Here is a 26,894-nt window from a genome sequence, read left to right on the forward strand (position 1 = left end):
GAGAGAGTGTGGCAAGGAAGGACTGATCCCGGCATGGCCGACTTGTCGATCAAGCTCGACACGACGGCCGTCACCCGAAAACTGGCTGCGTTTCGTCGGCAGATCTCGTTCGTCGTTGCCGGTGCAATCAACGATCTCGCGTTCCAGGCGATGCGTGCCGAAAACGCGGCGATGTCGGATATCTTCGCCCATCCTCGACCCTTCACCCATCGCTCTGCTCAGGTGGAGAAGCGGGCGACCAAGGCGGACCTCACAGCCGTCGTTTCATTGCGCGATGCCCAGGCCAAATACCTGACCCCCTACGAAACCGGCGGCCCGCACGAGACGCCGGGAAAGGCGCTGCTGGTTCCTGCCGATGTCAGGCTCGACCAATACGGGCAGTTGCCCAAAGGCGCGATCAAACGGCTTGCGGCGCGGCCTGACGTGTTCTTCGGCACTGTCCGGGGCATCACGGGCTTCTGGCTCAGGCCGCCGACGCTCGACACCAAAGGGCGACCGAAGGGTGGCCGACGTGGCGCGATGAACAGCCGTCTGCACCAGAATACGGGGCTGACGCTGTTGCTGAGGGTCGGGCAGAACAAGCCCGTCACGAAGCGGTTGAACTTCCGACGCAGGGCCATCGACATCGTGGAGCGGAAGGGGGCCGATGCGATCCGGGGCGCGCTGCAGAAGGCATTGGCGACGGCGCGGCCCTGAGGCGAAGTGTTGCATTCCGGCAACGGTCGATCGAGCCATGCGCATGGCGCGTGGCTAGGGGTGGTCATACCCCCCCCGTGCATGGGTCCCTCTGACCCACTCCCCCGATCGGGGGTATTGCGCCAGCCCGTACGATCCCTAGCTGAGGTCATTTTTTAGGGTTGCAGTTGCAGGTCATGGCGGGATCCATCAGCCAGAGCGAAGCGGCCCGCCGAGCGGGCGTGAGTCGTGCCGCCATCCAGAAGCATCTAGCCTCAGGCAGGATTGTTTCGGACGGCAATAAGGTGGACCTCGCCTCGTTCGAGGTCTGGATGGCATGCCGGTCCGACCTGCAACCCGGGGTGCAACCTGCGACCCCGCCGGTTGCAGTTCCGGGCCAGCCCTCCGAGGCACCTGAAACCGCGGCGGCGCACCTCATCAACGAGAACGGGGCGCCCTATCAGACGCCCGAAGCCATCCGGATCAAGGAGAACTACAACGCCCTCCTGAAGCAGCTCGAATACGACCTGAAGTCCGGAAAGGTCGTCGAGGCCGCCCTGGTGACGAAAGCGGTGGGCGAGGAATACGCGCGGGTCCGCACACGCCTCCTGGCTATACCCGCGGAACAGGCGCCGGCGCTGCACCGATGCAAGACCGTCGCCGAACTCCAGGACCGGCTCCTGACCCTCATCACCAGAGTCCTTGAAGAACTGACATCTGATGGAGATCCAGACCCCGGCCGGAGCTGATCCCCAATACCTGCCCGGCTACGCGACATTCCTGGGCGGCCTGGCGGCGGCCCGCCGGGCCAACCTTCGGCCGCCGCCCAAGCTATCCCTGAGCGAATGGGCCGGGCGTTATGCGATCCTGTCGCGGGAAACGAGCGCGCAGACAGGCCGCTTCGAGGCATTCGCCTACCAGATCGGCATGATGGATGCCGTCACGGACCCGACCGTCGAACAGGTCTCGGTGATGAAGTCGGCCCGAGTCGGCTACACCAAGATCCTGGATCACGTGGTCGGATATTACCTGCACCAGGATCCCTCCCCGATCCTGATGGTGCAGCCTCGCGAAAGCGATGCGGAAGACTACAGCAAGTCCGAAATCGCCCCGATGCTTCGGGACACGCCTGTGCTGGCCGAGATCGCCGGCGATCCGAAAGCCAAGTCGACCGAGCAGACCCTGCTGAAGAAGACTATGCTGAACGGGTCTTCCCTCACTCTCGTGGGGGCCAATAGCCCGGGCGGATTCCGGCGCATCACGGCTCGCATCATCCTGTTCGATGAAGTTGACGGCTATCCCAGCGGCGGCGCGGGGGCGGAGGGCGATCAGATCGCCCTGGGCACGAAGCGGTCGGAGACCTTCTGGAACCGCAAGATCGTCGCCGGATCGACACCGACGGTTGCCGGCATCAGCCGTATCGAAAAGAGGTTCGATGAGGGCGACCGGCGCCGGTTTCATGTGCCGTGCCCGCATTGCGGGGAGGCGCAGGTTCTGGAATGGGGCGGCCCGGACTCGCCGCACGGGATCAAATGGGACAAGGCCGAGGACGGCGCGCATCTGCCGGAAACGGCGCATTACGTGTGCCGGCACAACGGCTGCATCATCGAGGACGTCGACAAGCCGGGCATGATCGCCGGCGGCGAATGGATCGCCGAGGCGCCGTTCAAGGGCCATGCGTCGTTCCACATCTGCGCCCTCTATTCGCTGTTCCCGAACGCGGCCTGGTCGAAGCTGGTAGGCGAATGGCTGAAGGTGAAGGCCGACCCGCTCCAGCGGCAGACCTTCATCAACCTGGTCCTCGGCGAACCCTACGAGGACCGCGGGGACGGCGCGCTGAACGAGGTGACGCTGGCCGCGCGGGTCGAGACTTGGGCGGCGGAGGTGCCTGACGGCGTCGCCGTGCTCACGGCCGCCGGCGATACGCAGGACGACCGCGTTGAACTGGAGATCGCCGGCTGGGGTCGCAATGAAGAGCGCTGGTCGATCGCCCACATCGTGATCGAGGGCGATCCAGACGGACCGGAATTGTGGGGGCGGGTCGATGAGGTCCTGAAGCGCCAGTGGTTCCGGGCAGACGGCCGACCATTCACCGTCATGGCTGCCTGCATCGACTCTGGCGGCCACCATACGCAGAAGGTCTACGAGTTCTGCAAGGCGCGGCTGGGCCGCAAGATCTGGGCCGTGAAGGGCGAATCCGCCCGCGGCGGCGCACGCTCGCCGGTCTGGCCGACAAAGCGGCCCACCGCGCGGACAAAGGCGTCCTTTCGTCCGGTCATCATCGGCGTCAATGCGGCGAAGGACGTCATTCGGAGCCGGCTGCACCTGGATCCCCCGAAAAATGGGGAATCATGTGCGGGCTTCATGCATTACCCCGCCGACCGGGACATCAACTATTTCGCGCAGATGGTGGCCGAACGGTCGGTCCGGAAGCACGAACGCGGCCAGGTGTTCCGGGTCTGGGAGTTGTTGCCCGGTCGGCGGAACGAGGCCCTCGATCTGGCGGTCTACAGCTACGCCGCGCTGTGCGGTCTGCTCTATTTCGGCCTGCAACTGAACAAACGGGCCGATCAGGCCGCCGCGACCCTGCCGGATCTCGCCGCCCGACAGGAGGCGCCGCCGAGTGCAGCCGGCGACCCCGCTCCATCGGATCGCATCGGCCAGGAGGTGGCGGTGACAGACGGCCGCCCCCTGGCCAGGGCAGCACCTGAGCCGCCGAAGGCGCGGCGATCTCGCTGGGACTATTCGTGATGGCAAAGTCGATCTTCCCCGTTCCGGGCGGGACCTGGGCGGGAATGACGGAACAGCAGGTGACGACAGCCCGCAACGCGGCCCAGGCCGCGCTTCTGGCGCTGCTGAGCGGCACGCGGCCAATGTCCGCCGGCTACACGCAGGGGGACGGCGGCCGCAACGTCACTTTCGCCGGGGCGTCCGAGACGCAGTTGCGGAACAACCTTCGTGAACTGAATGCCCTGCTGGGTGTCGGGACGCCCCGACGGGCGATGAGGATCTATTTCCGATGAAGCCTGGCCTGCTTTCGCGCATCCGCAATCGCCTGACCGGAAGCGGCGGCGCGCGGGCTGGCTTCCCCATGACCCTTCCGGGAAGCTGGATGGGAGGCATGGGGGGCGGCTTCGCCTATGACGGCGCCAATATGCTCGGCAGCGAGAGCGCCGAGTGGAATCCCTGGCTCCGGTCGCCGGACGCGGAGATCAATCTCGACCGCGATCGCATGGTCGCACGGGCCCGGGATCTGTTCCGCAACGACGGGTGGGCGCGTGGCAGCATCACCCGCATCGCGGACAACGTCGTCGGCAGCCAGTTCCGCCTGGTCGCCAAGCCGGACTATCGCGCCCTCACCCAGCGGTATGGGAAGGCGTTCGACGCGGTCTGGGCGCAGGAATTCCGCCAGGCCGTCGAAGCGGAATGGCGCATGTGGTCGGAAGATCCGCTTCTGTTCGGCGACGCCGCCCGCAAGCTGACCGTCACCCAGATCTTCCGGCTGGCCTTCATGCACCAGATGAAGGACGGCGAGACGATCGCGGTCCTGCGCTGGATGCCCGAGCGCAAGGAGGAAGGAGCCGACTATGCGACCACGCTGCAGCTGATCCATCCCGACCGGCTGTCGAATCCCTATCAGCAGCTCGACACACACTGGCTGCGGGGCGGCGTCGAGGTCGATGATGACGGCGCGCACATCGCCTATCACATCCGCCAGGCACACCAGTATGACTACTTCGACGCCGTCGAGAGCATGATCTGGGACCGGATCCCGCGCTTCACCCCCTGGGGGCGCCCGATCGTCGTTCATTCCTACGATTTCGACGATGCCGGGCAGCACCGCGGCCTCAGTGCCTTCACGCCGGTCCTGAACCGCTTTCGTATGCTGGCGCGCTACGACCAGGCCGAACTGCAGCAGGCGCTGACGCAGACCATCTTCGCGACGTTCGTGCAGAGCCCCTACGACCCGGAGGATGTCCGGAACGGCATGGAGGATGGCGAACTCAGCGAATACCAGAAGATCCGGCAGGACTGGCACAAGGACAACCCCCTGACGCTGGGCGGTGTCCGGATCCCGGTCATGCCGCCTGGCGAAGAGGTGAAGACCGTCGCATCGACCCGCCCGAACAGCGGTTTCGATGCCTTCCAGGGCACGTTCCTGCGGAATTTTGCCGCGGCGATCGGGACATCCGCCGAACAGTTGAGCATGGACTACAGCAAGACGAACTACAGTTCATCGCGCTCTTCCATGCTGGAGATGTGGAAGACGATGCATCGCCGGCGGAACGACTTCGCGGTCAGCTTCGCCAACCCGACCTATGGCGGGTTCCTCGAAGAGGCGTTCGACCAGGGGCGCGTCCCCCTGCCCCGGAACGCGCCTGATTTCCTCGAAGGTCGCGCGGCCTATGCGCGGTGCAGCTGGATCGGGCCAGGCCGCGGATGGGTCGATCCCGTCTCGGAACGCCAGGGCGCGGTCCTCGGCCTCGATGCCGGGTTCGGCACCCTGGAGCGCGAATGCGCCGAGCAGGGCCTCGATTACGAGGAGGTCCTCGATCAGCGGCGGGTCGAACGGCAGATGATGACCGAGCGCGGGCTGCCCTTCCCGCAATGGGCCGTCGGCGCGCCGGCCGGCCTGACCACCCAGAAACCGGACCCGACATGAGCCGCCTTCCCCATCTGGCGCAACGGCTGTTCAACACGCCGGTCGCCATCCACCCGCAGAAGGCCGAGATCGTCGTCGCCGCCCTGGCCGACCGCCTGGGCGTCACGCATCTGTTCCGCGATGGCGGCACGGTTGCCCTTCAGCCGAAGGCCATGCTGCTCGACGAGGCCGACCGCGCGCCGGATCGTGCCTATGACGTCGTCGCGGGCATCGCGGTCATTCCTGTCGCGGGTACGCTGGTTCAGAAGCTGGGCTCGCTGCGGCCCTTCTCGGGCATGACCGGCTATGACGGCGTCCGCATGAACTTCCTCGCCGCCCTGAACGATGAGGACGTCGACGCCATCGTGCTCGACATCGACAGCCCGGGCGGCGAGGTCGCCGGATGCTTCGACCTGGCCGACCTGATCTTCGCCAGCCGGGGCAAGAAGCCGATCTGGTCAATCCTGAACGAAAATGCGTTCAGCGCGGCCTACGCCATCGCCTCGGCCGCGGACCGGATCACCGTGCCGCGGACGGGTGGAACCGGGTCGATCGGCGTGATCTGCATGCATGTCGATATGACCCAGGCCCTGTCGAAGGCCGGCGTCGTCGTCACGCTGATCCGGTACGGCGCCCACAAGGCCGAGGGGTCCGAATACGAATCCCTCTCCGAGGGCGCGCTCGCGCGCATGCAGTCCGACATCGACCAGATGGGCAACCTGTTCTGCGACACGGTCGCGCGGAACCGGAAGCTTCGCCCGTCGGTCGTCCGTGGCTTCGAGGCCCGAACCTTCCTGGGCGGCGCCGGCGTCGATGTCGGTCTTGCCGATGCCGTCCTGGCCCCGGACGCGGCTTTCGCCGAGCTGGCCCGCTCTCTCTGATCCGCGCGTCAGCGCGCAATCCATCAAGGAATTCATTCATGGCACGCAATCTCATGCGGTCCCTGTCGTTTGCCCATCTCATCGGCGGAGGTGCCGCGGCCGCCGGGCGCGCGCGTCGCGCGGCGGATGATGACGACCAGGAAAGCGATGCCGCCCCGGGCGCCGAAGGCGAGGACGACGACCAGCCGTCCGGCAGCCGCGCGCGTCGCGCCCGTGGTGAAGACGATGACAACTCCGGAAACGGCGATGACGGGGATGGCGACGCGGGCGATGAGGACGCCCCGTCGGGCCGCCGTGCCCGGGGCGAAGGCGGCGATGATGATGCCGATGACACGCCGTCTGGCCGCCGTGCGCGCCGTGCCCAGGGCGAGGACGACGACTGCGAGGATGACGAGGAGAACGACCCGCAGGCCTCCGCCGCGCGTCGGCGCGAGCGTGCCCGCTGCGCCGCGATCTTCGCCAGCCCGGCCGCCGCAAGCCGGCCGGACCTGGCGGCGCACCTCGCCTTCAACACGTCCCTGCCGCGCCGGGAGGCCCTCGGTCTCCTGAAGGCGGCGGCCTCCGGGCAGAAGTCCGGCGGAAGCGGCCTCGCCAACGCCATGGCTCGCTTCGGCAACCAGCGGGTCAGCGGCGGCGCTCCGGCCCCCAGCCGGCGCGAGGCGGTGGCCGCCAGCTGGGACGCGGCGGCGCGGCGCGCCGGAATCAAGCGGTCCTGATCATTCCCCGCCTCGCCAGATCTGAAAGGAGCTGACCATGGTCAGTCCCGTGCTTACCGAACATTTCTACACCGCAGCCTTCCTGGTCAGGGAGGCCAACGGCTTCCTGTCCCGCGACAAGGGAATCGTCCTGAACGAGACGTCCGAGGATGTCTCGATGGATGGCGGCCTGATCCTCAGTCTCGCCACCCCGGTCACGGCGGATTTCGTGGTGTCCGAGGGCAACACCGGAAACGGCACGATCGGCGCCATCACGGTGGCGGACGGCACCACGCCGACCAACTATGCGATCGCCTTCACGGCCGCGACGGACTTCACCGTGACGGCGCCGAACGGAACCGCGCTGGGAAGCGGCACCACGGGAACGGCGTTCGCGGCCGGCGGCCTGTCCTTCACCATCACGGCCGGCACGACTGCCTTTGTGGCGGGCGATTCCTTCACCATCGTCGTGGTGCCGGCTGGCCCGACCCAGTACGTGCCCTATACGGGCGGCAGCGCCGCAGCGGCGATCCTGTATGACCGCCTGTATGTCCTGGCCGACACGGCGCGGCATGTGACGGTGATCTCCCGCATGGCCGAGGTGAACGGCTCGGAACTGCGCTGGGACCCGTCGGTCACCGGCGCGGCCAATGCCGCGACGCTGCAGGCCCAGGCCCTGGCGCAGCTCGCGACCGCCGGCGTCATCGCCCGCTGATCTTCCGGCCCCGCGCCGCTCTCTTCTGACCCTTCTTTGGCCCTTCGGTCACCCGCCCGCCACACTGGCCGGCGGGCATAGCCGCGTACGGCCCGGATACCGACATGACCATTCTTGACGTCTTTCGCCAGGACCCGTTCACCTCGATCGAACTGACGAGCTATGTGGACCGCGTCCCGTTCCAGCCCACGGGTATCGGCGATCTCAACCTGTTCGACGACAACCCGATCCGCACGACGGCGCTGGCCGTCGAGCGCCGTGACCAGAAGCTGGTCATCATCCCGACCAGCGAACGCGGCGCGCCGCCCGTCGAGCGTACGACCGAAAAGCGCCAGATGAGGTATTTCGAGGTCCCGCGCCTGGCGCACGGCGATACGGTCTATGCCGTCGAACTGCAGAACATCCGCCAGTTCGGCGAACAGACCGTGCTGATGCAGGTCCAGACCGAAATCGCGCGCCGCCTGTCCGGCCCGACCGGCCTGACGGCGAACATGGAATATACCTGGGAGCTGCACCGCCTCGCGGCCGTGCAGGGCCTGCTGCTGGATAGCGACGGGTCCCTCCTGTTCAACTGGTTCGACGAATTCGGTGTGGAGCGGCCTGTCGAGGTCGGCTTCAACCTCACCAACCCGACCCCGAAGGATGGCGCGCTCCGCATCCAGTGCAACCAGATCGTCCGTAACATGATGCGCCAGGCCCAGGGCGCGTGGCTGCCCAGCACCCGCGTGATGGCGATCTGCGGCGACGAATTCTGGGACAACCTGATCTCGCACAACGACGTGCTGAAGACCTACTACAACTGGGAAGCCGCGCGGGAACTGCGCAAGGGCACCGCCTTCGAGGCGATGGATTTCGGCGGGATCAGCTGGTTCAACTATCGTGGCTCGAACGACAACACCACGATCGCCATCCCGACCGACAAGGTGAAGTTCTTCCCGTCCGGCGCGCCCGGCGTCTTCCAGCGCGCCCTGGCCCCGGGCGAGAGCGTGGAATGGGTGAACACGCTGGGCAAGCCGATCTACGTCATTCCGATCATCGACCGTGATCGGAATTTCTGGTGGCGGATGGAGGCCTATTCCTACCCGCTGCACATCTGCACGCGCCCGGAGATCCTGATGTCCGGTCGCATGCAGGCCTGACGGTCATGAGCCTGGACTGGGGAAGTCTGGTCCTCGGCCCCTGCGAAACGATCTTCGGCGAGCCGGTGACCTGGCAGTCGTCGCAGGGAGGCGCCCCCGTGCAGGCCACGGGCGTCTTCGACGAGGGCTACAAGGGCCTGGAGATCATCGGGGGCGATGACGGCATGGCGCCGACGCACGTCACGTCCAGCCTGCCGCGTCTCGGTGTGAGGCTCTCGCAGTTCCCTGCCGCCGCCGCACAGGGCGACACCCTGGTCATCCGGGGAATCTCCTACGCGATCCGCGAAATCCAGCCGGACAGCCATGGCGGCGCGCGGATAGAGCTGAATATCGGAGCCACGAATTATGACCCTCTATCGGGTTGAACTGCGGGAGGCCGCCGCCACGGCGCTGAAGGCCGCCAACACGATCGCCGGCGCCAAGGTCTTCACGGCGCGCAGCCTGCCGACGACATCGGCCGGGCTGCCGTCGATCTATCTCCAGGTGCCGACGGATCGGGCGGAGAGCGCCGGGCGGGCCGCCCCCGGATTCACGCGGGTGGCCTATCTCGTGGCGCGGGGGCGCGTCGCGCAGGGCGCGCCCGGACAGGTCGAGACGGCGCTCGATACGCTCGCCGAGCAGATCGAGCTGGCCATCATGTGCGATGCGCCCTTGCAGGCGATGATCCAGCAGGTCACCGAGATTCAGACCGAGGTGAAGGTCACCAGCGAAACGGGTGACCATCTGGGCGAGGTCCGGATGATCTTCGGGCTGGAATTCACCGAATACTTCCCCGTTGCCGGAACGCCGCTGACCCAGATCACCGGCGAGATCGAGGCGTTCGACAATCTCCAGTCCTGAAGGACTCCCGACATGTTCGTGAAACCCGGACCGGGCCGCGCGGTGCGCTGGCCCGGCACGCTGCGGCTGCTCGCGCCCGAGGGCGCCGAGGTGCCGGAAACCACCTTCTGGCTGCTCTGCCTGAAGCATGGCGACGTCGTGAAGGCTGTCGCCCCGGGGGCGGCGGCAATCGCCGCGCCGGCGCCCGCCCCCCCTGACAAGACCGAGGTGCCGGCATGAGCGGGTCCATCACCGTTCCGGGCTACTCGGACAGTAACCGACTGCCCGGCGTCTATTTCGCGCTCGACGCCACCAAGGCCAACACGGCCAGCGTCACGCGCCGAATCCTGATCGTCGGGCAGATGCTGGCTGCCGCGCCGGCGGCGGCTGGAGTCGCGACGATCTCCGCCGGACCGACCGATGCGATCGGCAAATATGGCGCGGGGTCGCACTGCGCGCGGATGGTCGCCCGCTATCGCGGGATCGACACGACCGGCGAGGTCTGGGTGCTGCCGCTGTCCGATGACGCGGCCGCGGCGGCCGCTGCCGGATCGTTCGCCATCACCGGTCCGGCATCGGCATCGGGCACCCTGTGCCTGTACGTCGGCGACCAGCTGATCGCAACCGGCGTGTCGGCCGGGGACACCGCGTCGGCCATCGCCGCGAACGTCGTGGCGGCGGCGACTGCCACCCCCAGCCTGCCGGTCTCGCTCGCCGTCGATGGGACGACGAACACGAAGATCAACGTCACGGCCCTGAACAAGGGGCTTGCCGGCAACGACATCCAGTTGGGCCTGAACCTGCTGGGCACTCCCGGCGGCCAGTCCCTGCCGGGCGGTATGGCGGTCACGATCACGGCCATGGCGGGCGGGACGCAGAACCCCACCACCCTGGCGACGGCGCTGGCCACCATGGGCGACCGCGTCTACGATCTGGTCCTGCATCCCTATACCGATACTGCCAGCCTCGACGCGTTCAAGCAGCTGTTCGACAATCTGACCGGCCGGTGGTCGGCGACGCAGCAGCTCTACGGGCATGCGATCACCGCCTATCGCGGCACCTATGGGGCAGCCACGACGTTCGGCCTGGCCCAGAACGACCCGCACGCTACGATCATGCCGATTTCCGACAGCCCGTCGTCGCCGATGGACTGGGCGGCCGAAATCGGGGCGCAGGCGGCCATCTCGATGCGCGGCAACCCCGCGACGCCGATCACCGGCCTGGCGCTGACCGTCATGCCGCCGTCCGATGCCGGCCGCTTCATCGCCGACCAGCGCAACAGCCTGCTGCATGACGGCCTGTCGACCTTCACCGTCGATGATAGCGGCACGGTGATGATCGAGCGGCTGATCACGACGTACCAGACGAACGCGGCGGGCGTCCCGGATAACAGCTATCTCGACATCGAGACGCTGCTGACCGCCGAAATCTGCCTGCAGGACATGAGGATCTTCCTGGCCAGCCAGTTCGCCGCCTGCATCCTCGTCGCCGATGGCACCAAGATCCCGGCTGGAGTCAGGGCGACGACCGCGCAGCTGATCGGCAAGGCGTGTGCAGCGCGCTACCGCGTGCAGGCCGCGAACCTCTGGGTCCAGAACCCGGACATCTTTGCTGCAAGTGTCGTCGCCACGAATGCCGGCAGCGGCCTGGTCACCCTGCTGCTGCCCTACAACTGGGCCAACCAGCTGCGCTGCATCGCCGGCGATGTGCAGTTCATCAAATCGTAAGGGGTCCCCATGTCGGGAACTGTCTATCGTGGCCCCCTTGCGGGCACGGCCACCCTCATCATCAATGGCGCGGTCTTCAATGTCGTCGGCGAGGCCCAGCACCAGGCCGCCGGGCCGGTCAACGAGACCCTGAAGGGCCAGAGCGCCGTCGAGGGCTTCTCGCAGATGCCGGGCGAGGGCTTCATCCAGGTCACCCTGCGCGACCGGCCCGATTTCGACGCCACGTCGCTGCAGGGCGCGAGCGGCCTGACCGTCGTGCTGGTCAAGGCCAACGGCCAGGTCGTCACGGCTGTGAACGCCTGGCAGACCGAGCGGATCAACGTGAACACGCAGGAAGGAACCTTCGAATTCCACTGCGAGAGCGATACCGTCACCGTGGATATCGTATCATGAGCGGACCGACCGACGACGAGGCGATGGCCGTCCTGTCCGCTCCGGACGAGCGCATGGAACCGGAGGCCGAAGCGGGCGTGTTCGTGCCCGACGAGCCGATCATCCTGAAAAAGGGCGGCACGTTCACCGAACTGCGCCTGCGCGAGCCGACGGTGTTCGAGACCCTGTACGCCGCCAAGGTCATTGGCAAGCGCGCCACGCAGGAATCGATCTATGACTCGCAGATCGACCTGGTCGCGCGCGTGTCGAAATGGCCGGTCGTCGCCGTCCACATGCTCGGCGCGCGGATGCTCGACGAGGCGGTGGAGTTCCTGTCCCGGTTCGAGCAGGAGGCCCGCCGGCCCGCCGACGCCGACCCGGACCTGTCGCCCGCCCTGATGCTGCAGTTCCTGCCGCCGATCGAGGCCGTGAACCAGGCCTTCCCCAGCATGTCGCTGCGGCCGCCCACGGTCGGCGAGCGGCGTCCCTACAAGGCCGCCGAGGCGCGCGGGACCGCCGAGGCCTTCCTGCAGGCGGAAATCGACCTGGTGCGCGCGGTCAGCGATTGGCCGCCGGCGGCGGTCCTGAAGATGCCGATCAGCCAGTTCGCACGCGCGTCGGATTACCTGACCGGTTTTTTTACACCTGGCCCGGGAACTGGGAGCAGCTTCCTGCCGAGCTGACCCGCTTCTACACGGGCTGGACCCGCACCGAGGCCGAGGGGCTGACCGGCGACGAGCTGCTTGCGGCCGTCGAGGACGCGAACCGGATCAGCGAACAGCAGAGGAAGGAAGCAGAACGCGGGAAGCGGCGGCGGTAGCCAGTTCAGGCACTCTCCCGCGCCAGCTTCTCGCGCGCCGCCTCGGCCAGGAACCGAGACCGATTCGTAGTGCGCCCCTTGATGGCGTCCAGAAGGGATTCCTCAAGGGTCACGTTCACCCGGATCAACCGGGCAGGCTCCGCCACATCGATCAGGAATGCGATGCCATCGCGGTTATCCGGATCGGCCATTACGACGTCCGCGTTGGACGGCGCGGGGATGCTCTCGCCGTCCTCGCGCATGCTGTCGATATGGAAGGCCAGCGCCTCAGCCGCGCGCTGGCGCGCCTGTTCCAGCGTGTCGCCGGCGGTGATGCAGCCGGGGAAGTCCGGGAAATTGACGCTGAAGTCGCTGTCCGGGTCCTTCCGCAACAGCGCGATATACGATGCCATGATTATCTGAGCCTCACGCCTGACTGTTTCTCAATGCTGCGGACGGTGCCCTTGGCCATATCCTGCTTGGGATGCGGGACGGTGACCAGACCCGGCCGCTCCGGGTGTTTGAACTGCCAGTGATCACCCCGCGTCCGAACATGGGTCCATCCGGCGGCCTCAATGGCCTTGATGATCTGCCGGCTGTTCATGTGTAACAAATACACATTAATCGGCAATAGGTCAAGTCAAAAACACACTCATACACACTTTCGAAGCGGAATGCGGGAATGGCAAACGCCGGCGTTAAGGTCGTCATCTCGGCTGCCGATCGGGCCAGCGCGGTCCTGGAGAAGATCAACGGCCGGATCGCCGCGCTGCAAGCGCCGGTCCGCCGTGCCCAGGCGGCTTTCGGGCGCTTTGCCAGCCTCTCGGGCCTGAACCGACTGGGCAATGGGTTGGCGGGCCTTGGGCGGCAGGCGCTGTCGGCGTTTCGCTATATGGGCCAGATCGTCCCCGTGCTGGGCGCGATCACCGGCGCGGCCAGCCTGGCAGGCATCTATCGCCTGTCCAGCGCCTGGGCGCAGTTCGGCACCCGCCTGATGAACACGTCGCGCACCATGGGCATGGCGCCCGATCGGCTGATGGCGATGCAGAACGCCGCGCGCCTGGGCGGGTCGTCGGCAGAATCCATGACGTCGGCGCTCCAGCAGTTGTCGGACCTGAAATGGCGCGGGCCGGCGGGCTTCGCGCCCGAGCAGATGGCGGCATTTCAGGCGTCGGGAATCATCAAGGGCGTCGAGAATCTGAAAGCCCTCAAGCCCGACGAGCTGTTCGCGCGGATCGCAGCCAAGATCGGCAGCATCCGAAACCCGGCTGCACAGGCGATCGCCGCAACGCAGTTGCTCGGCCAGGCGGGCGCGGACCTGCTGCCGGTCTTCCGCGAGGGGGCAAACCAGTGGGAAGCCGACATCCGCTTGGCGCAGCGGCACGGTCTGGTCACCGAAAAGCAGGCCGAGGCAGCGAATCAGTTGCGTCGCTCTCAGGAGAACCTGACCCAGTCCGTCGAGGGCTTGGGCTTCCGCGTCGCCGCCGTGCTGTCGCCGGTCCTGACGCCGCTGCTGAACCAGCTTTCGCAATGGATCGACACCAACCCGCAGGTGACCGAGGGCCTGAACGCACTGGGCCAGATGGTTCAGCAGTTCACGACGTGGCTGCGCAACAGCGGGTGGAGCGAGATCAAAGGCGATATCCGGGGTATCTATGACGAGATCAAGGGCGTCGTGGATGGCCTCGGGGGCTGGAAACTGGCGGGGCACGATGCGCTGATCGCCCTGGCGGCGCTGTATGCGATGCCGGTCATCGCCGGCCTGTTTCAGGTCAGCGCAGCCATTCTGCAAATCGCGACGGCGCTGGGCGCGGTCGGGAGCGCTGGCGCCGTAGCGCGCCTGGGGCTTGCTGGGATCGGCGGGTATGCGGCGCATCGCGGCATGCTGCGGATGGATCCGAACGACCATTTTGGGTCGTGGATCGACAGCAACGTGCCCGGCGCCGCGCGCACCGACGATTTCATGGCCCGTTATACCGGGTTCGGCCGGACGTATGACCAGCAGGATCAGGCGCGTCGGTTCTTCGCCGGCCGGGATGCGCGGGATTACTTCGTGTCGCAGGGCTGGACGCCTCAGCAGGCCGCGGGGATCGTCGCCAACCTGGATCAGGAAAGCGGGATTCGTATTGGCGCATCTGGAGATGGTGGCAGGGCATTCGGTATCGGCCAGTGGCATGGCGACCGGCAGGGCCGATTCCGCACTCTGTTCGGCCACGATATCCGCCAGTCCCGCATGAGCGAGCAGCTCCAGTTCGTGCAGTGGGAACTAACCCATTCGGAAGCGGGGGCCGGGGCAGCCCTGCGCCAGGCGCGAACCGCCCGAGAGGCCGGCGCCATCGTATCGAGCTTGTATGAGCGGCCGCAGGACGTTGCGGGGAACATGCAGCTCCGAAGCGATCTTGCAGAGCAATGGTCCGAGCGTCTGAACGCCTCCGGCGCGCCCCTTACTGTGCCGCCTGGCAACATCAACGGGCCGCCCCCGTCAGTATCGGGCCCGCAATCGCTGACGGTGCGGATCGAGAACGAGAACGCCCCGCGCGGACAGCGGATCAAGATCGCGGATGCCTCCCAAGGCGTACGCGTTGGCGGCATCAGCCAGAGCCGGGCAATGGATCCGGTCAATTCGGAAGGGGGATCGTAAATGTCCGGCGCGCTGTCCGCCCTGACGAGCATCGCGGGTGAATACCTGCAATGTTCGTTCCGGGGCGTGCCCTTTGCCGTGGTCGGCAGTGGCGGCCAGAATGGGCGGAATTTCTCGATCCACCGCTACCCGTTCCGCGACACGGTCTGGGCCGAGGATCTCGGCAAGGCCCCGCGCCTCTACCGGATCCGTGGGTTCATCACCGGACCATTATGCCTGGCGCAGCGCGATCTGCTGGTGACGGTAACCGAGCAGAAGGGGCCCGGCCTGCTGGTCCATCCCTCCCTCGGGGTCATCCGGGCGGCCTGCCTGCGGTTCGAATGGCGGGAGCGCGAGGGTGTCACCGGGGTGGTCGATCTCGAATTCGAGTTCGTCGAGCAGAAGAACTATCTGTCCACCACCATCCTGACGGCCCTGCATGCGGCCATCGGCATCGCGGCGATGGCGTTCAGTTCGGCGGCCTCGTCCGATTATCAATCCGATGCGAGGGCCCCCTATCAGGTCGGGGCGTCGGTCGGCGCAGCCGCGGCCAAGGTGGCGGCAGGATGGGCGGCGGGCGCGGCAACCGCCATCCGCTCGCCGGGCGCCTTTGGCGCGGCAGTCGCCACGCTGCCGGGCAACAACGACCGGTATGCTGGCGGAAATGCCGCCCTGGTCGATCCGTCGGCGACCGTCTCGTCAGCTCTGGCGGGGCTGACCGTCAGCCGGCAGGCCGTCGATGCCTGCGTCGTCGCGGCGGCCGGGGCAACCGACGCGCCATCCCTGGCGACGGCGGTCCTGGCCGTGCCGGAGGCGCTGCGGGTCGGCATCGTCGATCCTGGGGTGCAGATCGACCTGCTGTCGGTCCTGACGACCTGCGCGCCGCAGGTTCTGGCGTCGTCGGCGCCGATCGGCGGCGCGATGGCGACGGTTCAGGTCGCCACGGCGGCACTGTGCCGGCAGGCCGCGCTGGTCTCGATCGCCATGGCGTGCGCCGACTGGCAGCCGACATCGTCCAACGAGGCCGAGGCCCTGCGCCGGCGCGTCGGCATCCTGCTGGACGACGAGGCGACGATCGCTGCGGATGCCGGCAACGATGCGACCTGGCAGGCCCTGCGCGCGCTGCGCGCCCAGGTACTTCAGGACCTTGCGGACCGGGCCAGCCGTCTGCCCGACCTGATCGCCGTCACACGCAACGCCCCGCTGCCGGCCCTGGTGCTGGGGCAGCAGATCTATGCCGACGCAACCCGCGCGCCGGAGTTGGTCCAGCGCGCGAACCCCATCCACCCGGCATTCATGCCGGCCAGTTTCGAGGCCCTGTCGTCATGAGCGGATTGTTGTCGTCGATCACCGACGTGCTCGGCTACGGCAGCCAGCCGTCGGACGATGTGTCGATCATCATCGGCAACACCGTCATCAGCGGCTGGACGGATGTCACGATCCGTGTGGGCATCGAAATCATGCCCTGGACGGCCGAGCTGTCCACAACCGAATGGCAGCCCGAGCTGGACGAGAACGAGACGATCCAGGAAGGCGACGCCTGCCAGATCAAGATCGGCAACGATCTGGTCATCACCGGCTACGTCATCACGGTCGATCGCGAGGTCGGGCCCGAAGAACATATCGTCCGCGTCTCGGTCGCCTCCAAGAGCGTGGACCTGGTCGAAGGCGCGGCCGAGTTCGCGACCTACCAGATGACCAACACCAATGCCCTGGCGCTGGTGAAGAAGGTCTGCGAGCCAGCCGGGATTTCGGTCTATCCGGTCGGGCTGGCTGGGATCACCGACATCCAGCAATTCTCGGTCATCCTGACCGAGACGGCCTATGAGGTGATCGAGCGCATCTGCCGCTTCGCTGCGTGCCTGTTCTATGACCGCCCCGACGGCAATATCACCCTGTCAGATGTCGGCAGCAGCGTCGCGGTCAGCGGCTTCGTCCTGGGCGGGAATGCTGAGCGGATGCGCCGGCGCGCCAGCATGGCCGGGCGATATGCGGACGTAACCGCGATCAAGCAGACCCCCATCATTCTGTTCTCGTCGCCGGATGAGGACGATTTCATCAGCCAACTGGAAGCGGAGACAGTCGGCCAGCCGGCGACCGATCCAGGGGTCACGCGACCTTGGCGCCACCTCCTCATCCCGTACGAGCAGGGAGACGCCGGCGGCCAGAATGCCCGCAAGCGCGTGCTCTGGGAGGTCGCCCGCCGGTACGGCCGCTCACAGGTCATCGAAGTGACCTGTGATAGCTGGCGGGATGCGTCAGGGAAGCTGTGGCAGCCGAACACCATTGCCCAGGTCACGGCGCCCCGGCTGAAGTTCAACGGCCCGCTGCTGATCGCCGAGCTGGTCTTCCACCGCGACGAAGACGGCACGCACGCCGATGTCGTCCTGATGCCGCCCGAAGCGTTTCAGCCGGAACCAATCCTGCTGCCGATGCAATCGAACCTCGGCGTGCAGGCCATAACCAGCAACGATGCCCCGGCGCCGGTATCCGGCATCACGGCGACACCGCTGCCGCCTCTCATGCCGGGTGGGTTATGACCGCCCCGATCCTGCGCGTCGCACGCCGCGTGGCGATGGCCATTGGGATCGGACGACAGACGGCAAACACCGACGAAAGCCGCACGACGGCCACCGTGCAGGTTGCGCTGCCCGGCGGCGAGTTGCACAGCGATGTGCCGATGGTCCAACTCTATGGCTTCGCCAGCCGGCCCGTGCCGGGGTCCGACCTGATCGTGCTGTTCCAGGGCGGCGATCGGTCGCGCGGCGTGGCCATCGCCAGCGGAGACCAGCGCAACCGGCCGACCGACCTGCAGCCCGGCGAAGCCTGCCTCTTCCATCCTGCCAGTGGCAATCGCGTCTGGATGAAAGCTGACGGGTCGATCGCCCACAACGCGCCGGTGGTCGAATCATCCGACGTGCTGCGTGCGGGGAACGGGGCGACCGGGTCCTTCACGACGCCGACAGGGCTTACCGTCACGGTGCGGGACGGCATCATCACCAACATCTATTGAGGCAGACCGATGAACGCCCAAGGGTCCAGCGTCATCGACGCGGATTATTTCGACCGGGTCGCCAAACGCATCAGGCAGGTCACCTCGTGTTCGGACCTGCAACAGGTCGTGCAGAAGGAAATGACGGCGATCCAGGCGCAGGTATCCGCGATCAAGGCGCAGCTTGAAGCCCTGGGGCCGATTGCCGCCCTTCTCGAAGGGCCATCGGCGGACCTCACCAAGATCGTCTCCTGGATCGAGAACCTCATCGCCGGCCTCATCAAGCCCCTGTACCAGCCGTACCTGACCGGCACATCCCAACTGGCGCAAATCGCCGAGGGCGTCGCAAAGGTCGCCGCCGCCGCCGAAGAGGCTGCGGCCAACATCACCAGCTGCGCCATTTCGATCCCGGCCGTCGCCATCAGCAGCGTGACGAGTCCCTCCACCTCAAGCTGACGGCGGCCACATGGATATTGCCATCATCTGGGACCCCGTCGCCCTGCGTGGCGACTGGTCGATCGTCAATGGCGACCTCGCCCTGGGCGACGCGCTGGAGGCAGCCGTCCTCATATCGCTGTTCAGCGATGGGCTGCTGCCCCAGCAGCCCACGCCATCCGACGTCACGGTCGGTATCACCGAGCCATCCGGCGCGCCCGGCACAGCCGATGCCGACCGGGGCGGCTGGTGGGGCGATGCGTTTTCCGACGTCCCGATCGGGTCACGGCTGCGACAGCTGAAGCGCGCCATCAAATCCGGAACGGCCGCCATCCCGCTGGAGGTCCAGGCCATCGTGGCCGAGGCCCTGCAATGGATGATCGACGACGGCGTCGCGGCCTCGGTCAACGTCGCCGCGCGGTGGGCCGCCAGCAGCGCCACCACGGTGGAATTCACCGTGACCATCACCGAGCCGGGCGCCACGACGCCCCGGACCTTCACCTATTCCTGGGCCTGGAAGGAGCTGACCTGAATGCCTTACGCGCGTCCCACGCTGACCCAGTTGCGGCAGCAGGCGCTTCAGGACGTGCAGAATGGCGGCATTCCGGGCGTGGTCTCCCTGCTGCGCTTCTCGGTCCTATACGTGCTGTCCATGGTCCTGTGCGGTCTGGCGTGGCTGCATTACGGCTATATCGACTGGGTCTCGCTGCAATCGGTACCCTGGACCGCGCAGGATGAATTCCTGGCGGGCTGGGCGGCCCTCAAGAACGTCTTCCTGAAGGCGGCGACAGCCGCATCGGGTTCTGTGTCATTCGCGGCGACCGGCACCTCGACCATTCCGGCCGGCACGCCGATCACCCTCACCGGCGGCTACGTCGCCACTACGACGGCAGACAGCGTCACCACCAACGGCATGACAGTCGCGAACGCCACGATGGCAGCGGCCGGCGCGGCGGGAAACGTGCCGGCCGGCACGATCGCGACCCTCAGCAGCCCCGTCCCGGGCATCCAGACCTCGGGCACCGTGACGGCATCGTGGACCGGCGGCGCCGACATCGAGGACCAGACCTCCTTCAGGGGGCGGACCATTGCAGCCTATCAGGCAGGTGGCACCAACGGGAAGCCGATGGACTATGTCGGGTGGGCGACGGATGTTGCAGGGATCACCCGCGCCTGGTGCGCGCCGAACGGCGCCGGCGCGGGAACCGTGGTGCTCTACATCATGCTGGACAAAGCCCAGGCTGCCCACGGCGGATTCCCGCAGGGAACGAATGGGGCATCGACGGCCGACCCGCGTTATGCGACAGCAACCGGAGATCAGCTGACCGTGGCGGATGCGGTCAGCGTCGACCAATCGGTCACGGACCTGGTTATCGTTTGCGCGCCAATCGCCCAGCCGACGCCGTTCGTGATCGCCGACCTGGGCACCGCGAACACAGAAGCCAACCAGGAAGCCATTACGGACGCGCTGCAGGACATGTTCACGCGCCTCTCCTCGCCCAAGGGCACGTGGCAGCCGCCTGGCGCGCCTTATGCGAACGGCACGATCCACCCGAACATGTGGGAGGAAGCCATTGCGGCGCTCGGGCTGCCCACCTTCAGTGTCGCGTCGCCTTCGGCCCCGGTCGTCGGTGCAACGAACGGCTGCATGCCCACGCTGGGCACCATCACCTTTGCGTCGTGAGCCATGGCTGCACCCATCTTTTCGATGTCGGACTTCCGGTCCGCGATCCTGCGCCTGTTGCCCAGTGGCCCGATCTGGTCCCGCGAGCCGGGCAGCATGGCCTACAAGCTGGCATCTGTGTGGGCACCCACATTTCAGCGGAACGGAGCCCGGGCCGGCAACCTTCTGGTCGACGCCTTCCCGGCGACGGCGGTGGAACTGTTGCCGGAATGGGAATCCACCCTGGGTCTGCCCGACCCGTACGCCGGAGAAAGCCCGACCATTGAGCGGCGGCAGGCTCAGGTCGTCGCGCGCCTGACCGATAACGGAGGATCATCGATCGCCTATTACACGGCACTGGCGAAATCGCTCGGCTACGACATCACCATTACGCAGTTCGTCCCCAGCCGCTTCGGGAAGACATTCGGCGGCACATTCGGTGGTGACGCCTGGGCCTATGCCTGGAAGATCAGCGCCCCGCAATTCACGATACAGCAACGTCAGTTCGGAAACGCGTTCGGCGAGCCCTATGCGACCTGGGGTAGCACCGTCCTGCAATGCGAGATCCGCACCCGCGCGCCCGCGCGGACCATCCTCATGTGGGACTATGGCGGACAGGGCAATCCCGCCGTTCTCGGCAATTTCGAACTCGACTTCAACACGCTGACTTGAGGTTTTAATGGAACTGATCATCGCGCCCAATACGGTGACGGAAGCAAACCGGGATGTGATGCCTGTAACGGGCACACCCGGTTGGGCGACCGATGGAAATCCCGCACAGAATATCCCGGCAACGGGCGACCTGGCCTGTCATTACAACATGATGATGGCAGAGATCGTACAGACGATCCTTGATGCGGGATTGACTCTCGACCGCACCAATTGGGGGCAGCTGTCAGCAGCAATCCAGAAATTCGTCGCAAATGAAACCACGCGCGCTACGACGGTCGAAAGCAACCTGCAATCCGGCAAGGCCGCCGTCGCGGATCTGCAGGCCGAGACCGCGCGGGCTGAAGCTGCGGAGGCAGCCCTGCAGGCCGGCAAGGCCGCCGTCGCGGACCTGCAGGCCGAGACCGCGCGGGCTGAAGCTGCAGAGGCAGCCCTGCAGGCTGGCATCGCTCCGCTCGCACCCGAATCATGGGTTCTCCAAGCGCTCCTGAGCGGCACTGGATTGAGCCAGGCGAAAGCCAACCCGGGTTATCAGATGTTGCCCGGCGGCTTCATTCTCCAGTTCGGGGCGATGAATAGCGGGAGCGGAGGGACGACCTCTTTGCAGTTCCCCGTTATGTTCCCCTCTTCGGGTCTGTCGCTTATCGCGTTGGAGGGGAGCGCAAGCGGATCGTGGGCATCCGGCGAACCGACTTTGCATGGGGCTTGGCAGGGCATTCAGAACGACGGAGCCACGGTCTATTCCATGAAATTCAGCGGATCGGGCGGCGGATGGTCTGGGGCCTCGGGCCTCTACTTTTTCTGGTTCGCGATAGGATTCTGAAATGGACACGAATTACTATTTCTCGCCTACGAAAAACGCGTTCTATCCTGCCGCCTGGAAAGCGATCTACGCCGCATCCGGCACCTGGCCGTCGGACGCGATGGCCATTGCGGACGCTGTATTCGCAGAATATGGGATCGGCCAGCCGCCGGCGGGGCAAATCCGCGGCGTCGGGGCAAATGGAATGCCCGCCTGGATTGCGGCGCCGACGGTGCAAGTTCCGCTCAATAATCAGGCTCAACAAGCGCTTGCACAGGCGCAGCAGACGGTGTGGGCAGAATACGGCGCCCTGGGCCAATCGGTTCCAGCCGCGTGGATTACCTATCAGACGGCTTTGCGGAATATCATCAGCGGGGTTGATACGACCAGCACGACGCTACCGACGGCGCCCGCCGCCTACACGGATTGAGGATTCGATATGCTGGCATCACGCATCGCCCAGGCGTTGCTGCTCTTTGCGTTCTGGTTCACCCCGACGCTCGCTCTGGCTCAGTCGCAAATCGTGCCATTCACGCCGGGTCAGGTCCTGGGCGCGGCGCAGCTCAATGCGCTCCAGTCCGGGAAGGCGGACTATTCCGGACTCGTGGCAGAGATCGCGCGTGCCGAGGCCGCCGAGTCCGCATTGCAGTCTGGCACTGTCGCCAAAAGTAACGGCTCATCCTCCAACCAGACGCTGACGACGCCGACGATCACGAACGCCACGATCGACGGCCTGACCTCCGGCGGCCTGATCCAGCCCCCCGGCGTGTCAATCCTCGCCAACGGGGCGCGATGCGACGGAGTCACGGATGACACGGCCGCTATCAATGCTGTGCTAGCCGCCTATCGGAACGTGTCTATCCCTCATGGAATTTCACAGTGCAATGTTTCGGGGACAATCCTCATTCCGAATGGGGAATCTCTCGTAGGTTCCGGAGTGACAGCGGCTACGTTTATGTCCACCAGCTCAACTGCTCCACTGATGCGGGTGGCAGCAGGGGCTGATAATTTCACGCTGTCGGGGTTCACGCTGGACCGGAACGTCGTTCCGACCGCCTCGTCTGCGGCCGGGCTGAACATTCTGGGTGGCACGAATCAGGGGACAATTACCAACGTAAAGGCGCGGGACCAATGGTATGGATTCGCGCTGGGAGGAGCGTCGTCCGCGTTGATTTGGAACGTGCTATCGGAAAACAACTACTCGGACGGGTTCTATATCACCAATTCGTTGCAGTTCCAGACAGCGCAGTGGAACATGCTGAACGTCGTCAGTCAGCTGAACGATGGAGCAGGATTTAACGTCGTCTCTACCCCTGGGACAAATATGGTCCTGCTGCCGTGGGAGGATACCGGGACATTCGCCAACACCCAGGGCGGATATCGTTTTCAGGGGAGGTCTGACGCTCCCATCACGAACATCAACCTGCAAAGTGTCGGCGCGTCCACGGACGGGGATACGGAACTGTTTTTTGATACCTATGGCGGGCACATCACCATCGGGGGCGGAGGGTTTGTCGAGGCGGCTGGAACAGACAGAACGGGGAGCCACGGCCGTCCCACTGCCGCGTCGCATACGGGTTTCGGTATTTATTTTTCTGGCAGTGTTCAGGATGTTTCGCTAGGTCAACTCCTGGTTTTCGACAATTCGCAAGCGGGGATCGACGGCGGTCCGTACCGGTTCTCCGCGACCGGCACTCTGCTGCTGCAAAACGGGGCAAACCAGACCGGCGCCTGCGGGATAAACCTGAACAACGTCACGGCCGGGAATACTGTCCAAATTACCGGGATACGTTCGGGCAATCTGAACACGACCTCCCCGCAGGGATCGGGGGTCTGTCTGGTAAATGGCGCTGGCGTTACCATTACCGGCAGCGACCTGTCGTTTAACAGCGGGCAGCCGGTATATGTGCAGAACGGGTATAACGGACTGACGGCCTACGGCAACGTTGGGTGGGTTACCTCCTCGGCGGGAGCAGCGACAATTCCAGCTGGGTCGTACACCGTCACGGTCAATCACGGGCTTTCCGCACCCCCTGCGTATGTGGTCGGTAGCCCGGTAACTCAACTGTCGTCAGGGACGACGTACTGGGTTGATACTACAACCGAAGACTCGTTTGTCCTGCATATTTCCGGAGCGCAAACGTCCGATACCATTTTCAACTGGAATGCTCGGATGTTGGCCAACTGACTCTGTTGCTGTCCCGGCCGGCCCGAGGTCGCGACGGCGGAGAGTGGGACAGTGCCGTGAAACGTCCGCCTCATAGCCAGGACACAATACCCAAAGTCCGACCAAATGCAGCCGCCCATTGAGGCGGCTTTTTTATTGGAAAATCGAATGCCTGAAGACCTGGCTCCGAAGGGAGATGCGGAGCGCGTCCGCCTGCTCGAAGACCGCGTGCTGGTTCTGGAAACCAGCCTGTCCGCGCTGGATGGAAAGCATGAGGACCTAAAATCGATGGTCGACCGCAAGATCACCGAATTGACGACATTCGTGACGTCGCGGCTGGACGCTGTGTCGCGTCAGATCAGCGACGTGAATGACAAGTTGGCTCGGCTGTTCGGCGCACGGGCGGTCGTCACGGGGCTGATAACGTTGGTGACGTCGATCCTCGGTTCGGGTGTCGTGCACGTCGTGGTGTCGCTGGCGGGCGGGGGCAGCCCGTGACCGGCATCGACCCCGCCCAACTGAAATGGCGCGTCGTCGCCCCCACGCTGGCGGCGCTGGGGCTGGGTGGCGATGCGGCGGTCAATCTGCTGACCGGCACGGCATTGGTCGAAAGCGGCGGGGTCTGGCTGGCGCAGCTTGGCGGCGGCCCGGCGCTGGGCTTGTGGCAGATGGAACCTGCGACCCACGACGATATCTGGCGCACGTTCCTGCCCGACGACCGGTTCGCCGAGATTGAAACACGCGTGCGCCGGATGACCTGTTCCGACCTGCCGCGCGTGCAGCAGCTCGTCGGCAACCTGCGCTACGCCTGCGCCATGGCGCGGCTGAAATATTACCGCGCGCCCGATGCGCTACCGGCCGCGAACGATGCCGCCGGCCTGAGCGTGATGCACAAGCGTGTCTACAACACGATGCGCGGCGCGGCGGACCCCACCACCAACATCGCGGCTTTCGCTGCCGCGATCAACGCATAGGACATACCGTGGACCCCACGACCATCCTCACATACCTGATCGGCGTCGTTCCGGTGCAGGACTTGATCTATCTGGCCGCGCTGTGCGGCGTATGCGCGGTGCTGATGCCGTGGTTGCCGGTTCCGGCAAGCAAGGCGAGTGCCTATGGGCGCATCTACACCGCGCTGAACCTGCTGGCGCAGAATTTCCGCAACGTCGCGAACCGCGCGCAGCCGGGCACGACCCAGGCCGCCCAGACGGAGAGCCCGAAATGACCAATCGCCCCTCCCGCCGTGCCCTGCTGTGCGGCGCCAGCGCCCTGCTGGCCGGATCTGCCCTGGCCGCCTGCACCGTCTCCACGAACGGCAACGTGACCACCATCACGCTGAACGTTGCCAAAATCGTCGCCTACGGCCAGGCCGGCCTGAACGCGGCGGCGACCGTGACCAGCTACCTGTCCGCTTTCCCGGCTGTATCGCCCTACGCCGCGGCGATCACGGCGGCCGAGACCGCGCTGTCCGGCGCGCTCCAGGCGCTTTCCTCGACGGCCGGCTCGACGCTGACGATCGACTACAACGATGCGACATGGCGCACCCGGGTGGACAGCGTGCTGAACGCGCTGGCCCAGGTGGGCGCGGCCATCTCGACGGCGATCTCGGGCGCGGGGTCGGCCCTGTCGTCCACCGTGAAGGCCGACGCGACCACGGCGTTGTCAGCGCTCCATACCATCATCTCGCTGTTCGATGCGCTGGTAGGCGTGTCGGCTGCGCGCGCCGTCGCAGCGCCGGCCATGTCCGAGGCACAGGCGCTGCGGGTCCTCGGCGTCATCCGGTGACGCGCGCCGCTCTGGCCGCAGTGCTGGTCCTGGCCGGCTGCACCACCGTACCGGAGCGGACCCGGAGCGCCCTCGTCGGCCAGCCGCGCCCGATGGTCCTCGCCTGCATGGGCGTGCCGGACCGGGCGGACCAGCGCGGCGACATCGAAACCCTGACCTGGCGGCAGGACCAGCAGGTGCAGGGGCCGTTCGATATCAAGGGCCCGCTATCGCTCGAACTGAGCATCGGCGGCCACGGCACCTGCCGCGCCACCGCAATGATCCGCGACGGGCGCATCGCCTCTTTCGTCTATTCCGGGCCCAGCACCACGCTGCTGGGCCGCAACGGGGCCTGCGCCGGCCTGGTGCGCGGATGCGTGCAGTCCAGTCCCAGCAAATCGGAGTCCCCTCCATGATCCATGATATTGCCATCGGACTGCTCGGCGCGCTCGGCGGACAGGTCCTGGCGCTGATCGTGTTCAAGATCCTCCGCGTCTTGCGGGCGCAGCGGCTTCGCAACGCGGGGCTGGAGTGATGGTCCGCAAGCTTGGCAAGCTGCCGGCGCGCCACGACCCGCGCACCTACCGCATGGCGCCGGCGCTCGCCGCCCAGCTACCGATGATCCCCGAAGCAAAGGACTGGACGGCCGGCGTCCCGTTCGAGATGTGGGGCAACGACCGATACGGCTGCTGCGCCTTCGCCGCCCAGGCCGCGCACCTGGCGATGTGGACCCGCGCCGCGCAGGCGCTTCTCGTGGTTCCGACTGATGATGTGCTGACCAACTACAGCGCGGTGACGGGATTTGATCCGGCGACCGGTGCCAACGACAACGGCACGATCCTGCTGGACGAATTGAATCATTGGCGGCGGGACGGCCTCGTGCGGCCGGGCCAGCCAGGCCGGGACTACCTGACTGCCTATGGGGCAATCGACCCGCGCGATCGGGACGGCGTCAAGCGGAGCGTCTGCTTCCTCGGCGGCACGCTGGCCGGCGTGCAGGTGCCGAACGGTTTCCTGTCTCTGCCCCTCGGCGCGACCTGGGACTGGGATGCGATCACCGACCACGCGCCGGTCGGCGGACATGCCATCGCGATCGGCGGCTACAACGCGGCGGGTGTCTGGTTCAACACCTGGGGCACCCGGACGTTCATGCCCTGGGCAACGTTCGAGCGGATCGCCGATGAGGCGTACGGCCTGGTGAGCCGGCAGAACTGGATCGGCATCCCCGGTGTGTCACCGCTGGGCGAGGATGTGGATGCGCTCGTGGCGGAGATGCAGGAAGCATATCTAGGCGGCTAGGCACGGACGTCCGAAC

35 protein-coding genes are annotated in these 26,894 nt (G+C 66.2%); 33 read left to right on the plus strand and 2 right to left on the minus strand.

Annotated elements, in window-relative coordinates:
- The first annotated feature begins 33 nt into the window (after positions 1–33).
- The 15 genes from HLH21_RS12615 to HLH21_RS12685 all read left to right on the plus strand — a co-directional run bounded on the left by HLH21_RS12615 (position 34) and on the right by HLH21_RS12685 (position 12,348).
- Entirely contained in the window at positions 34–696 is a 663-nt protein-coding gene (locus HLH21_RS12615) for a hypothetical protein (RefSeq protein ID WP_182944110.1), read from the plus strand.
- 176 nt (positions 697–872) lie between these two features.
- Positions 873–1,424, plus strand: coding sequence for a hypothetical protein (locus HLH21_RS12620; RefSeq protein ID WP_182944111.1), 552 nt, complete (start codon positions 873–875; stop codon positions 1,422–1,424).
- Positions 1,396–3,426, plus strand: coding sequence for a phage terminase large subunit family protein (locus tag HLH21_RS12625; RefSeq protein WP_182944112.1), 2,031 nt, complete (start codon positions 1,396–1,398; stop codon positions 3,424–3,426). The genes HLH21_RS12620 and HLH21_RS12625 overlap by 29 nt, the downstream gene beginning before the upstream one ends.
- Complete coding sequence (gene gpW, locus HLH21_RS12630) at positions 3,426–3,698, plus strand: gpW family head-tail joining protein (protein ID WP_182944113.1); 273 nt, start codon at positions 3,426–3,428, stop codon at positions 3,696–3,698. The genes HLH21_RS12625 and gpW overlap by 1 nt, the downstream gene beginning before the upstream one ends.
- Positions 3,695–5,338, plus strand: a complete 1,644-nt coding sequence (locus HLH21_RS12635) for a phage portal protein (protein ID WP_246379696.1) — start codon at positions 3,695–3,697, stop codon at positions 5,336–5,338. The genes gpW and HLH21_RS12635 overlap by 4 nt, the downstream gene beginning before the upstream one ends.
- Positions 5,335–6,198 carry a S49 family peptidase gene (locus HLH21_RS12640; RefSeq protein WP_182944114.1) on the plus strand — a complete coding sequence of 288 codons (864 nt, stop codon included), beginning with the start codon at positions 5,335–5,337 and terminating at the stop codon, positions 6,196–6,198. The genes HLH21_RS12635 and HLH21_RS12640 overlap by 4 nt, the downstream gene beginning before the upstream one ends.
- Before the next feature lie 38 nt (positions 6,199–6,236).
- On the plus strand, positions 6,237–6,914 hold the full coding sequence (locus tag HLH21_RS12645; RefSeq protein ID WP_182944115.1) for a hypothetical protein: 678 nt from the start codon (positions 6,237–6,239) through the stop codon (positions 6,912–6,914).
- Positions 6,915–6,951: 37 nt separating this feature from the next.
- A complete protein-coding gene (locus HLH21_RS12650; RefSeq protein WP_182944116.1) occupies positions 6,952–7,608 on the plus strand; it encodes a head decoration protein in 657 nt (218 codons plus the stop codon).
- 104 nt (positions 7,609–7,712) lie between these two features.
- A complete protein-coding gene (locus HLH21_RS12655) occupies positions 7,713–8,747 on the plus strand; it encodes a major capsid protein (RefSeq protein ID WP_182944117.1) in 1,035 nt (344 codons plus the stop codon).
- Positions 8,748–8,752: 5 nt separating this feature from the next.
- The gene (locus tag HLH21_RS12660) at positions 8,753–9,112 is read left to right on the plus strand and encodes a head-tail joining protein (protein ID WP_182944118.1); all 360 of its coding nucleotides are present in this window, start codon (positions 8,753–8,755) and stop codon (positions 9,110–9,112) included.
- Positions 9,093–9,587, plus strand: coding sequence for a hypothetical protein (locus HLH21_RS12665; RefSeq protein WP_182944119.1), 495 nt, complete (start codon positions 9,093–9,095; stop codon positions 9,585–9,587). Before HLH21_RS12660 ends, HLH21_RS12665 begins: the two co-directional genes overlap by 20 nt.
- Before the next feature lie 12 nt (positions 9,588–9,599).
- Positions 9,600–9,806, plus strand: a complete 207-nt coding sequence (locus HLH21_RS12670; protein WP_182944120.1) for a DUF2635 domain-containing protein — start codon at positions 9,600–9,602, stop codon at positions 9,804–9,806.
- A complete protein-coding gene (locus HLH21_RS12675) occupies positions 9,803–11,293 on the plus strand; it encodes a phage tail sheath subtilisin-like domain-containing protein (protein WP_182944121.1) in 1,491 nt (496 codons plus the stop codon). Before HLH21_RS12670 ends, HLH21_RS12675 begins: the two co-directional genes overlap by 4 nt.
- A 9-nt stretch (positions 11,294–11,302) precedes the next feature.
- On the plus strand, positions 11,303–11,686 hold the full coding sequence (locus HLH21_RS12680; RefSeq protein WP_182944122.1) for a phage tail tube protein: 384 nt from the start codon (positions 11,303–11,305) through the stop codon (positions 11,684–11,686).
- Positions 11,683–12,348 (plus strand): phage tail assembly protein, encoded by a 666-nt coding sequence (locus HLH21_RS12685; protein WP_182944123.1) that lies wholly within the window; start codon positions 11,683–11,685, stop codon positions 12,346–12,348. Before HLH21_RS12680 ends, HLH21_RS12685 begins: the two co-directional genes overlap by 4 nt.
- Positions 12,349–12,490: 142 nt before the next feature.
- Here the strand turns inward: HLH21_RS12685 and HLH21_RS12690 are convergent, their stop codons facing one another.
- Together HLH21_RS12690 and HLH21_RS12695 are read right to left on the minus strand one after the other, a co-directional pair.
- Positions 12,491–12,877, minus strand: coding sequence for a type II toxin-antitoxin system HicB family antitoxin (locus HLH21_RS12690; RefSeq protein ID WP_182944124.1), 387 nt, complete (start codon positions 12,875–12,877; stop codon positions 12,491–12,493).
- Between the two features lie 2 nt (positions 12,878–12,879).
- Positions 12,880–13,068, minus strand: coding sequence for a type II toxin-antitoxin system HicA family toxin (locus tag HLH21_RS12695; RefSeq protein ID WP_182944125.1), 189 nt, complete (start codon positions 13,066–13,068; stop codon positions 12,880–12,882).
- 306 nt (positions 13,069–13,374) lie between these two features.
- On the opposite strand from HLH21_RS12695, the gene HLH21_RS12700 reads away from it, so the two are divergent.
- The 18 genes from HLH21_RS12700 to HLH21_RS12780 all read left to right on the plus strand — a co-directional run bounded on the left by HLH21_RS12700 (position 13,375) and on the right by HLH21_RS12780 (position 26,878).
- Positions 13,375–15,105: a phage tail tip lysozyme gene (locus HLH21_RS12700; RefSeq protein ID WP_220789804.1), complete on the plus strand. Its 1,731-nt coding sequence runs from the start codon at positions 13,375–13,377 to the stop codon at positions 15,103–15,105.
- The gene (locus HLH21_RS12705; protein WP_182944127.1) at positions 15,106–16,413 is read left to right on the plus strand and encodes a DNA circularization protein; all 1,308 of its coding nucleotides are present in this window, start codon (positions 15,106–15,108) and stop codon (positions 16,411–16,413) included.
- Between the two features lie 8 nt (positions 16,414–16,421).
- Positions 16,422–17,624 (plus strand): phage baseplate assembly protein, encoded by a 1,203-nt coding sequence (locus tag HLH21_RS12710; protein WP_246379701.1) that lies wholly within the window; start codon positions 16,422–16,424, stop codon positions 17,622–17,624.
- Positions 17,621–18,097, plus strand: coding sequence for a phage baseplate assembly protein domain-containing protein (locus HLH21_RS12715; protein ID WP_182944129.1), 477 nt, complete (start codon positions 17,621–17,623; stop codon positions 18,095–18,097). Before HLH21_RS12710 ends, HLH21_RS12715 begins: the two co-directional genes overlap by 4 nt.
- Before the next feature lie 9 nt (positions 18,098–18,106).
- The gene (locus HLH21_RS12720) at positions 18,107–18,532 is read left to right on the plus strand and encodes a hypothetical protein (protein WP_182944130.1); all 426 of its coding nucleotides are present in this window, start codon (positions 18,107–18,109) and stop codon (positions 18,530–18,532) included.
- 10 nt (positions 18,533–18,542) lie between these two features.
- A complete protein-coding gene (locus HLH21_RS12725) occupies positions 18,543–19,043 on the plus strand; it encodes a phage GP46 family protein (protein WP_182944131.1) in 501 nt (166 codons plus the stop codon).
- Positions 19,044–20,195, plus strand: a complete 1,152-nt coding sequence (locus tag HLH21_RS12730) for a baseplate J/gp47 family protein (RefSeq protein ID WP_182944132.1) — start codon at positions 19,044–19,046, stop codon at positions 20,193–20,195.
- Positions 20,196–20,219: 24 nt separating this feature from the next.
- Positions 20,220–20,846 (plus strand): YmfQ family protein, encoded by a 627-nt coding sequence (locus HLH21_RS12735; protein ID WP_343065130.1) that lies wholly within the window; start codon positions 20,220–20,222, stop codon positions 20,844–20,846.
- Positions 20,847–20,853: 7 nt separating this feature from the next.
- Positions 20,854–21,666, plus strand: a complete 813-nt coding sequence (locus HLH21_RS17055; protein WP_246379703.1) for a gp53-like domain-containing protein — start codon at positions 20,854–20,856, stop codon at positions 21,664–21,666.
- A 1-nt stretch (position 21,667) separates the two neighbouring features.
- Positions 21,668–22,075 (plus strand): hypothetical protein, encoded by a 408-nt coding sequence (locus tag HLH21_RS12745; protein WP_182944134.1) that lies wholly within the window; start codon positions 21,668–21,670, stop codon positions 22,073–22,075.
- 9 nt (positions 22,076–22,084) lie between these two features.
- Positions 22,085–23,833 carry a hypothetical protein gene (locus tag HLH21_RS12750; protein WP_182944135.1) on the plus strand — a complete coding sequence of 583 codons (1,749 nt, stop codon included), beginning with the start codon at positions 22,085–22,087 and terminating at the stop codon, positions 23,831–23,833.
- A gap of 147 nt (positions 23,834–23,980) precedes the next feature.
- Positions 23,981–24,310 carry a hypothetical protein gene (locus HLH21_RS12755; RefSeq protein ID WP_182944136.1) on the plus strand — a complete coding sequence of 110 codons (330 nt, stop codon included), beginning with the start codon at positions 23,981–23,983 and terminating at the stop codon, positions 24,308–24,310.
- On the plus strand, positions 24,307–24,786 hold the full coding sequence (locus HLH21_RS12760) for a hypothetical protein (protein ID WP_182944137.1): 480 nt from the start codon (positions 24,307–24,309) through the stop codon (positions 24,784–24,786). Before HLH21_RS12755 ends, HLH21_RS12760 begins: the two co-directional genes overlap by 4 nt.
- Positions 24,787–24,794: 8 nt before the next feature.
- Complete coding sequence (locus HLH21_RS12765) at positions 24,795–25,040, plus strand: hypothetical protein (protein WP_182944138.1); 246 nt, start codon at positions 24,795–24,797, stop codon at positions 25,038–25,040.
- Entirely contained in the window at positions 25,037–25,600 is a 564-nt protein-coding gene (locus tag HLH21_RS12770; RefSeq protein WP_182944139.1) for a hypothetical protein, read from the plus strand. Before HLH21_RS12765 ends, HLH21_RS12770 begins: the two co-directional genes overlap by 4 nt.
- Positions 25,597–25,995, plus strand: a complete 399-nt coding sequence (locus tag HLH21_RS12775) for a hypothetical protein (RefSeq protein ID WP_182944140.1) — start codon at positions 25,597–25,599, stop codon at positions 25,993–25,995. Before HLH21_RS12770 ends, HLH21_RS12775 begins: the two co-directional genes overlap by 4 nt.
- Positions 25,992–26,114: a hypothetical protein gene (locus tag HLH21_RS17175; RefSeq protein WP_264811782.1), complete on the plus strand. Its 123-nt coding sequence runs from the start codon at positions 25,992–25,994 to the stop codon at positions 26,112–26,114. Before HLH21_RS12775 ends, HLH21_RS17175 begins: the two co-directional genes overlap by 4 nt.
- On the plus strand, positions 26,114–26,878 hold the full coding sequence (locus tag HLH21_RS12780; protein WP_182944141.1) for a hypothetical protein: 765 nt from the start codon (positions 26,114–26,116) through the stop codon (positions 26,876–26,878). The genes HLH21_RS17175 and HLH21_RS12780 overlap by 1 nt, the downstream gene beginning before the upstream one ends.
- The last annotated feature ends 16 nt before the right edge of the window (positions 26,879–26,894 follow it).

This window comes from Gluconacetobacter johannae (assembly GCF_014174305.1).
In the GTDB taxonomy this organism is placed as follows: Bacteria; Pseudomonadota; Alphaproteobacteria; order Acetobacterales; family Acetobacteraceae; genus Gluconacetobacter; species Gluconacetobacter johannae.

Excerpts from the sequence above, each read along its gene's own strand:
- HLH21_RS12615 (WP_182944110.1), top strand. The coding sequence starts at position 34 with ATGGCCGACTTGTCGATCAAGCTCGACACGACGGCCGTCACCCGAAAA.
- HLH21_RS12620 (WP_182944111.1), top strand. The coding sequence starts at position 873 with ATGGCGGGATCCATCAGCCAGAGCGAAGCGGCCCGCCGAGCGGGCGTG.
- HLH21_RS12625 (WP_182944112.1), top strand. The coding sequence starts at position 1,396 with ATGGAGATCCAGACCCCGGCCGGAGCTGATCCCCAATACCTGCCCGGC.
- gpW (WP_182944113.1), top strand. The coding sequence starts at position 3,426 with ATGGCAAAGTCGATCTTCCCCGTTCCGGGCGGGACCTGGGCGGGAATG.
- HLH21_RS12635 (WP_246379696.1), top strand. The coding sequence starts at position 3,695 with ATGAAGCCTGGCCTGCTTTCGCGCATCCGCAATCGCCTGACCGGAAGC.
- HLH21_RS12640 (WP_182944114.1), top strand. The coding sequence starts at position 5,335 with ATGAGCCGCCTTCCCCATCTGGCGCAACGGCTGTTCAACACGCCGGTC.
- HLH21_RS12645 (WP_182944115.1), top strand. The coding sequence starts at position 6,237 with ATGGCACGCAATCTCATGCGGTCCCTGTCGTTTGCCCATCTCATCGGC.
- HLH21_RS12650 (WP_182944116.1), top strand. The coding sequence starts at position 6,952 with ATGGTCAGTCCCGTGCTTACCGAACATTTCTACACCGCAGCCTTCCTG.
- HLH21_RS12655 (WP_182944117.1), top strand. The coding sequence starts at position 7,713 with ATGACCATTCTTGACGTCTTTCGCCAGGACCCGTTCACCTCGATCGAA.
- HLH21_RS12660 (WP_182944118.1), top strand. The coding sequence starts at position 8,753 with ATGAGCCTGGACTGGGGAAGTCTGGTCCTCGGCCCCTGCGAAACGATC.
- HLH21_RS12665 (WP_182944119.1), top strand. The coding sequence starts at position 9,093 with ATGACCCTCTATCGGGTTGAACTGCGGGAGGCCGCCGCCACGGCGCTG.
- HLH21_RS12670 (WP_182944120.1), top strand. The coding sequence starts at position 9,600 with ATGTTCGTGAAACCCGGACCGGGCCGCGCGGTGCGCTGGCCCGGCACG.
- HLH21_RS12675 (WP_182944121.1), top strand. The coding sequence starts at position 9,803 with ATGAGCGGGTCCATCACCGTTCCGGGCTACTCGGACAGTAACCGACTG.
- HLH21_RS12680 (WP_182944122.1), top strand. The coding sequence starts at position 11,303 with ATGTCGGGAACTGTCTATCGTGGCCCCCTTGCGGGCACGGCCACCCTC.
- HLH21_RS12685 (WP_182944123.1), top strand. The coding sequence starts at position 11,683 with ATGAGCGGACCGACCGACGACGAGGCGATGGCCGTCCTGTCCGCTCCG.
- HLH21_RS12690 (WP_182944124.1), bottom strand. The coding sequence starts at position 12,877 with ATGGCATCGTATATCGCGCTGTTGCGGAAGGACCCGGACAGCGACTTC.
- HLH21_RS12695 (WP_182944125.1), bottom strand. The coding sequence starts at position 13,068 with ATGAACAGCCGGCAGATCATCAAGGCCATTGAGGCCGCCGGATGGACC.
- HLH21_RS12705 (WP_182944127.1), top strand. The coding sequence starts at position 15,106 with ATGTCCGGCGCGCTGTCCGCCCTGACGAGCATCGCGGGTGAATACCTG.
- HLH21_RS12715 (WP_182944129.1), top strand. The coding sequence starts at position 17,621 with ATGACCGCCCCGATCCTGCGCGTCGCACGCCGCGTGGCGATGGCCATT.
- HLH21_RS12720 (WP_182944130.1), top strand. The coding sequence starts at position 18,107 with ATGAACGCCCAAGGGTCCAGCGTCATCGACGCGGATTATTTCGACCGG.
- HLH21_RS12725 (WP_182944131.1), top strand. The coding sequence starts at position 18,543 with ATGGATATTGCCATCATCTGGGACCCCGTCGCCCTGCGTGGCGACTGG.
- HLH21_RS12730 (WP_182944132.1), top strand. The coding sequence starts at position 19,044 with ATGCCTTACGCGCGTCCCACGCTGACCCAGTTGCGGCAGCAGGCGCTT.
- HLH21_RS12735 (WP_343065130.1), top strand. The coding sequence starts at position 20,220 with ATGTCGGACTTCCGGTCCGCGATCCTGCGCCTGTTGCCCAGTGGCCCG.
- HLH21_RS17055 (WP_246379703.1), top strand. The coding sequence starts at position 20,854 with ATGGAACTGATCATCGCGCCCAATACGGTGACGGAAGCAAACCGGGAT.
- HLH21_RS12745 (WP_182944134.1), top strand. The coding sequence starts at position 21,668 with ATGGACACGAATTACTATTTCTCGCCTACGAAAAACGCGTTCTATCCT.
- HLH21_RS12750 (WP_182944135.1), top strand. The coding sequence starts at position 22,085 with ATGCTGGCATCACGCATCGCCCAGGCGTTGCTGCTCTTTGCGTTCTGG.
- HLH21_RS12755 (WP_182944136.1), top strand. The coding sequence starts at position 23,981 with ATGCCTGAAGACCTGGCTCCGAAGGGAGATGCGGAGCGCGTCCGCCTG.
- HLH21_RS12770 (WP_182944139.1), top strand. The coding sequence starts at position 25,037 with ATGACCAATCGCCCCTCCCGCCGTGCCCTGCTGTGCGGCGCCAGCGCC.
- HLH21_RS17175 (WP_264811782.1), top strand. The coding sequence starts at position 25,992 with ATGATCCATGATATTGCCATCGGACTGCTCGGCGCGCTCGGCGGACAG.
- HLH21_RS12780 (WP_182944141.1), top strand. The coding sequence starts at position 26,114 with ATGGTCCGCAAGCTTGGCAAGCTGCCGGCGCGCCACGACCCGCGCACC.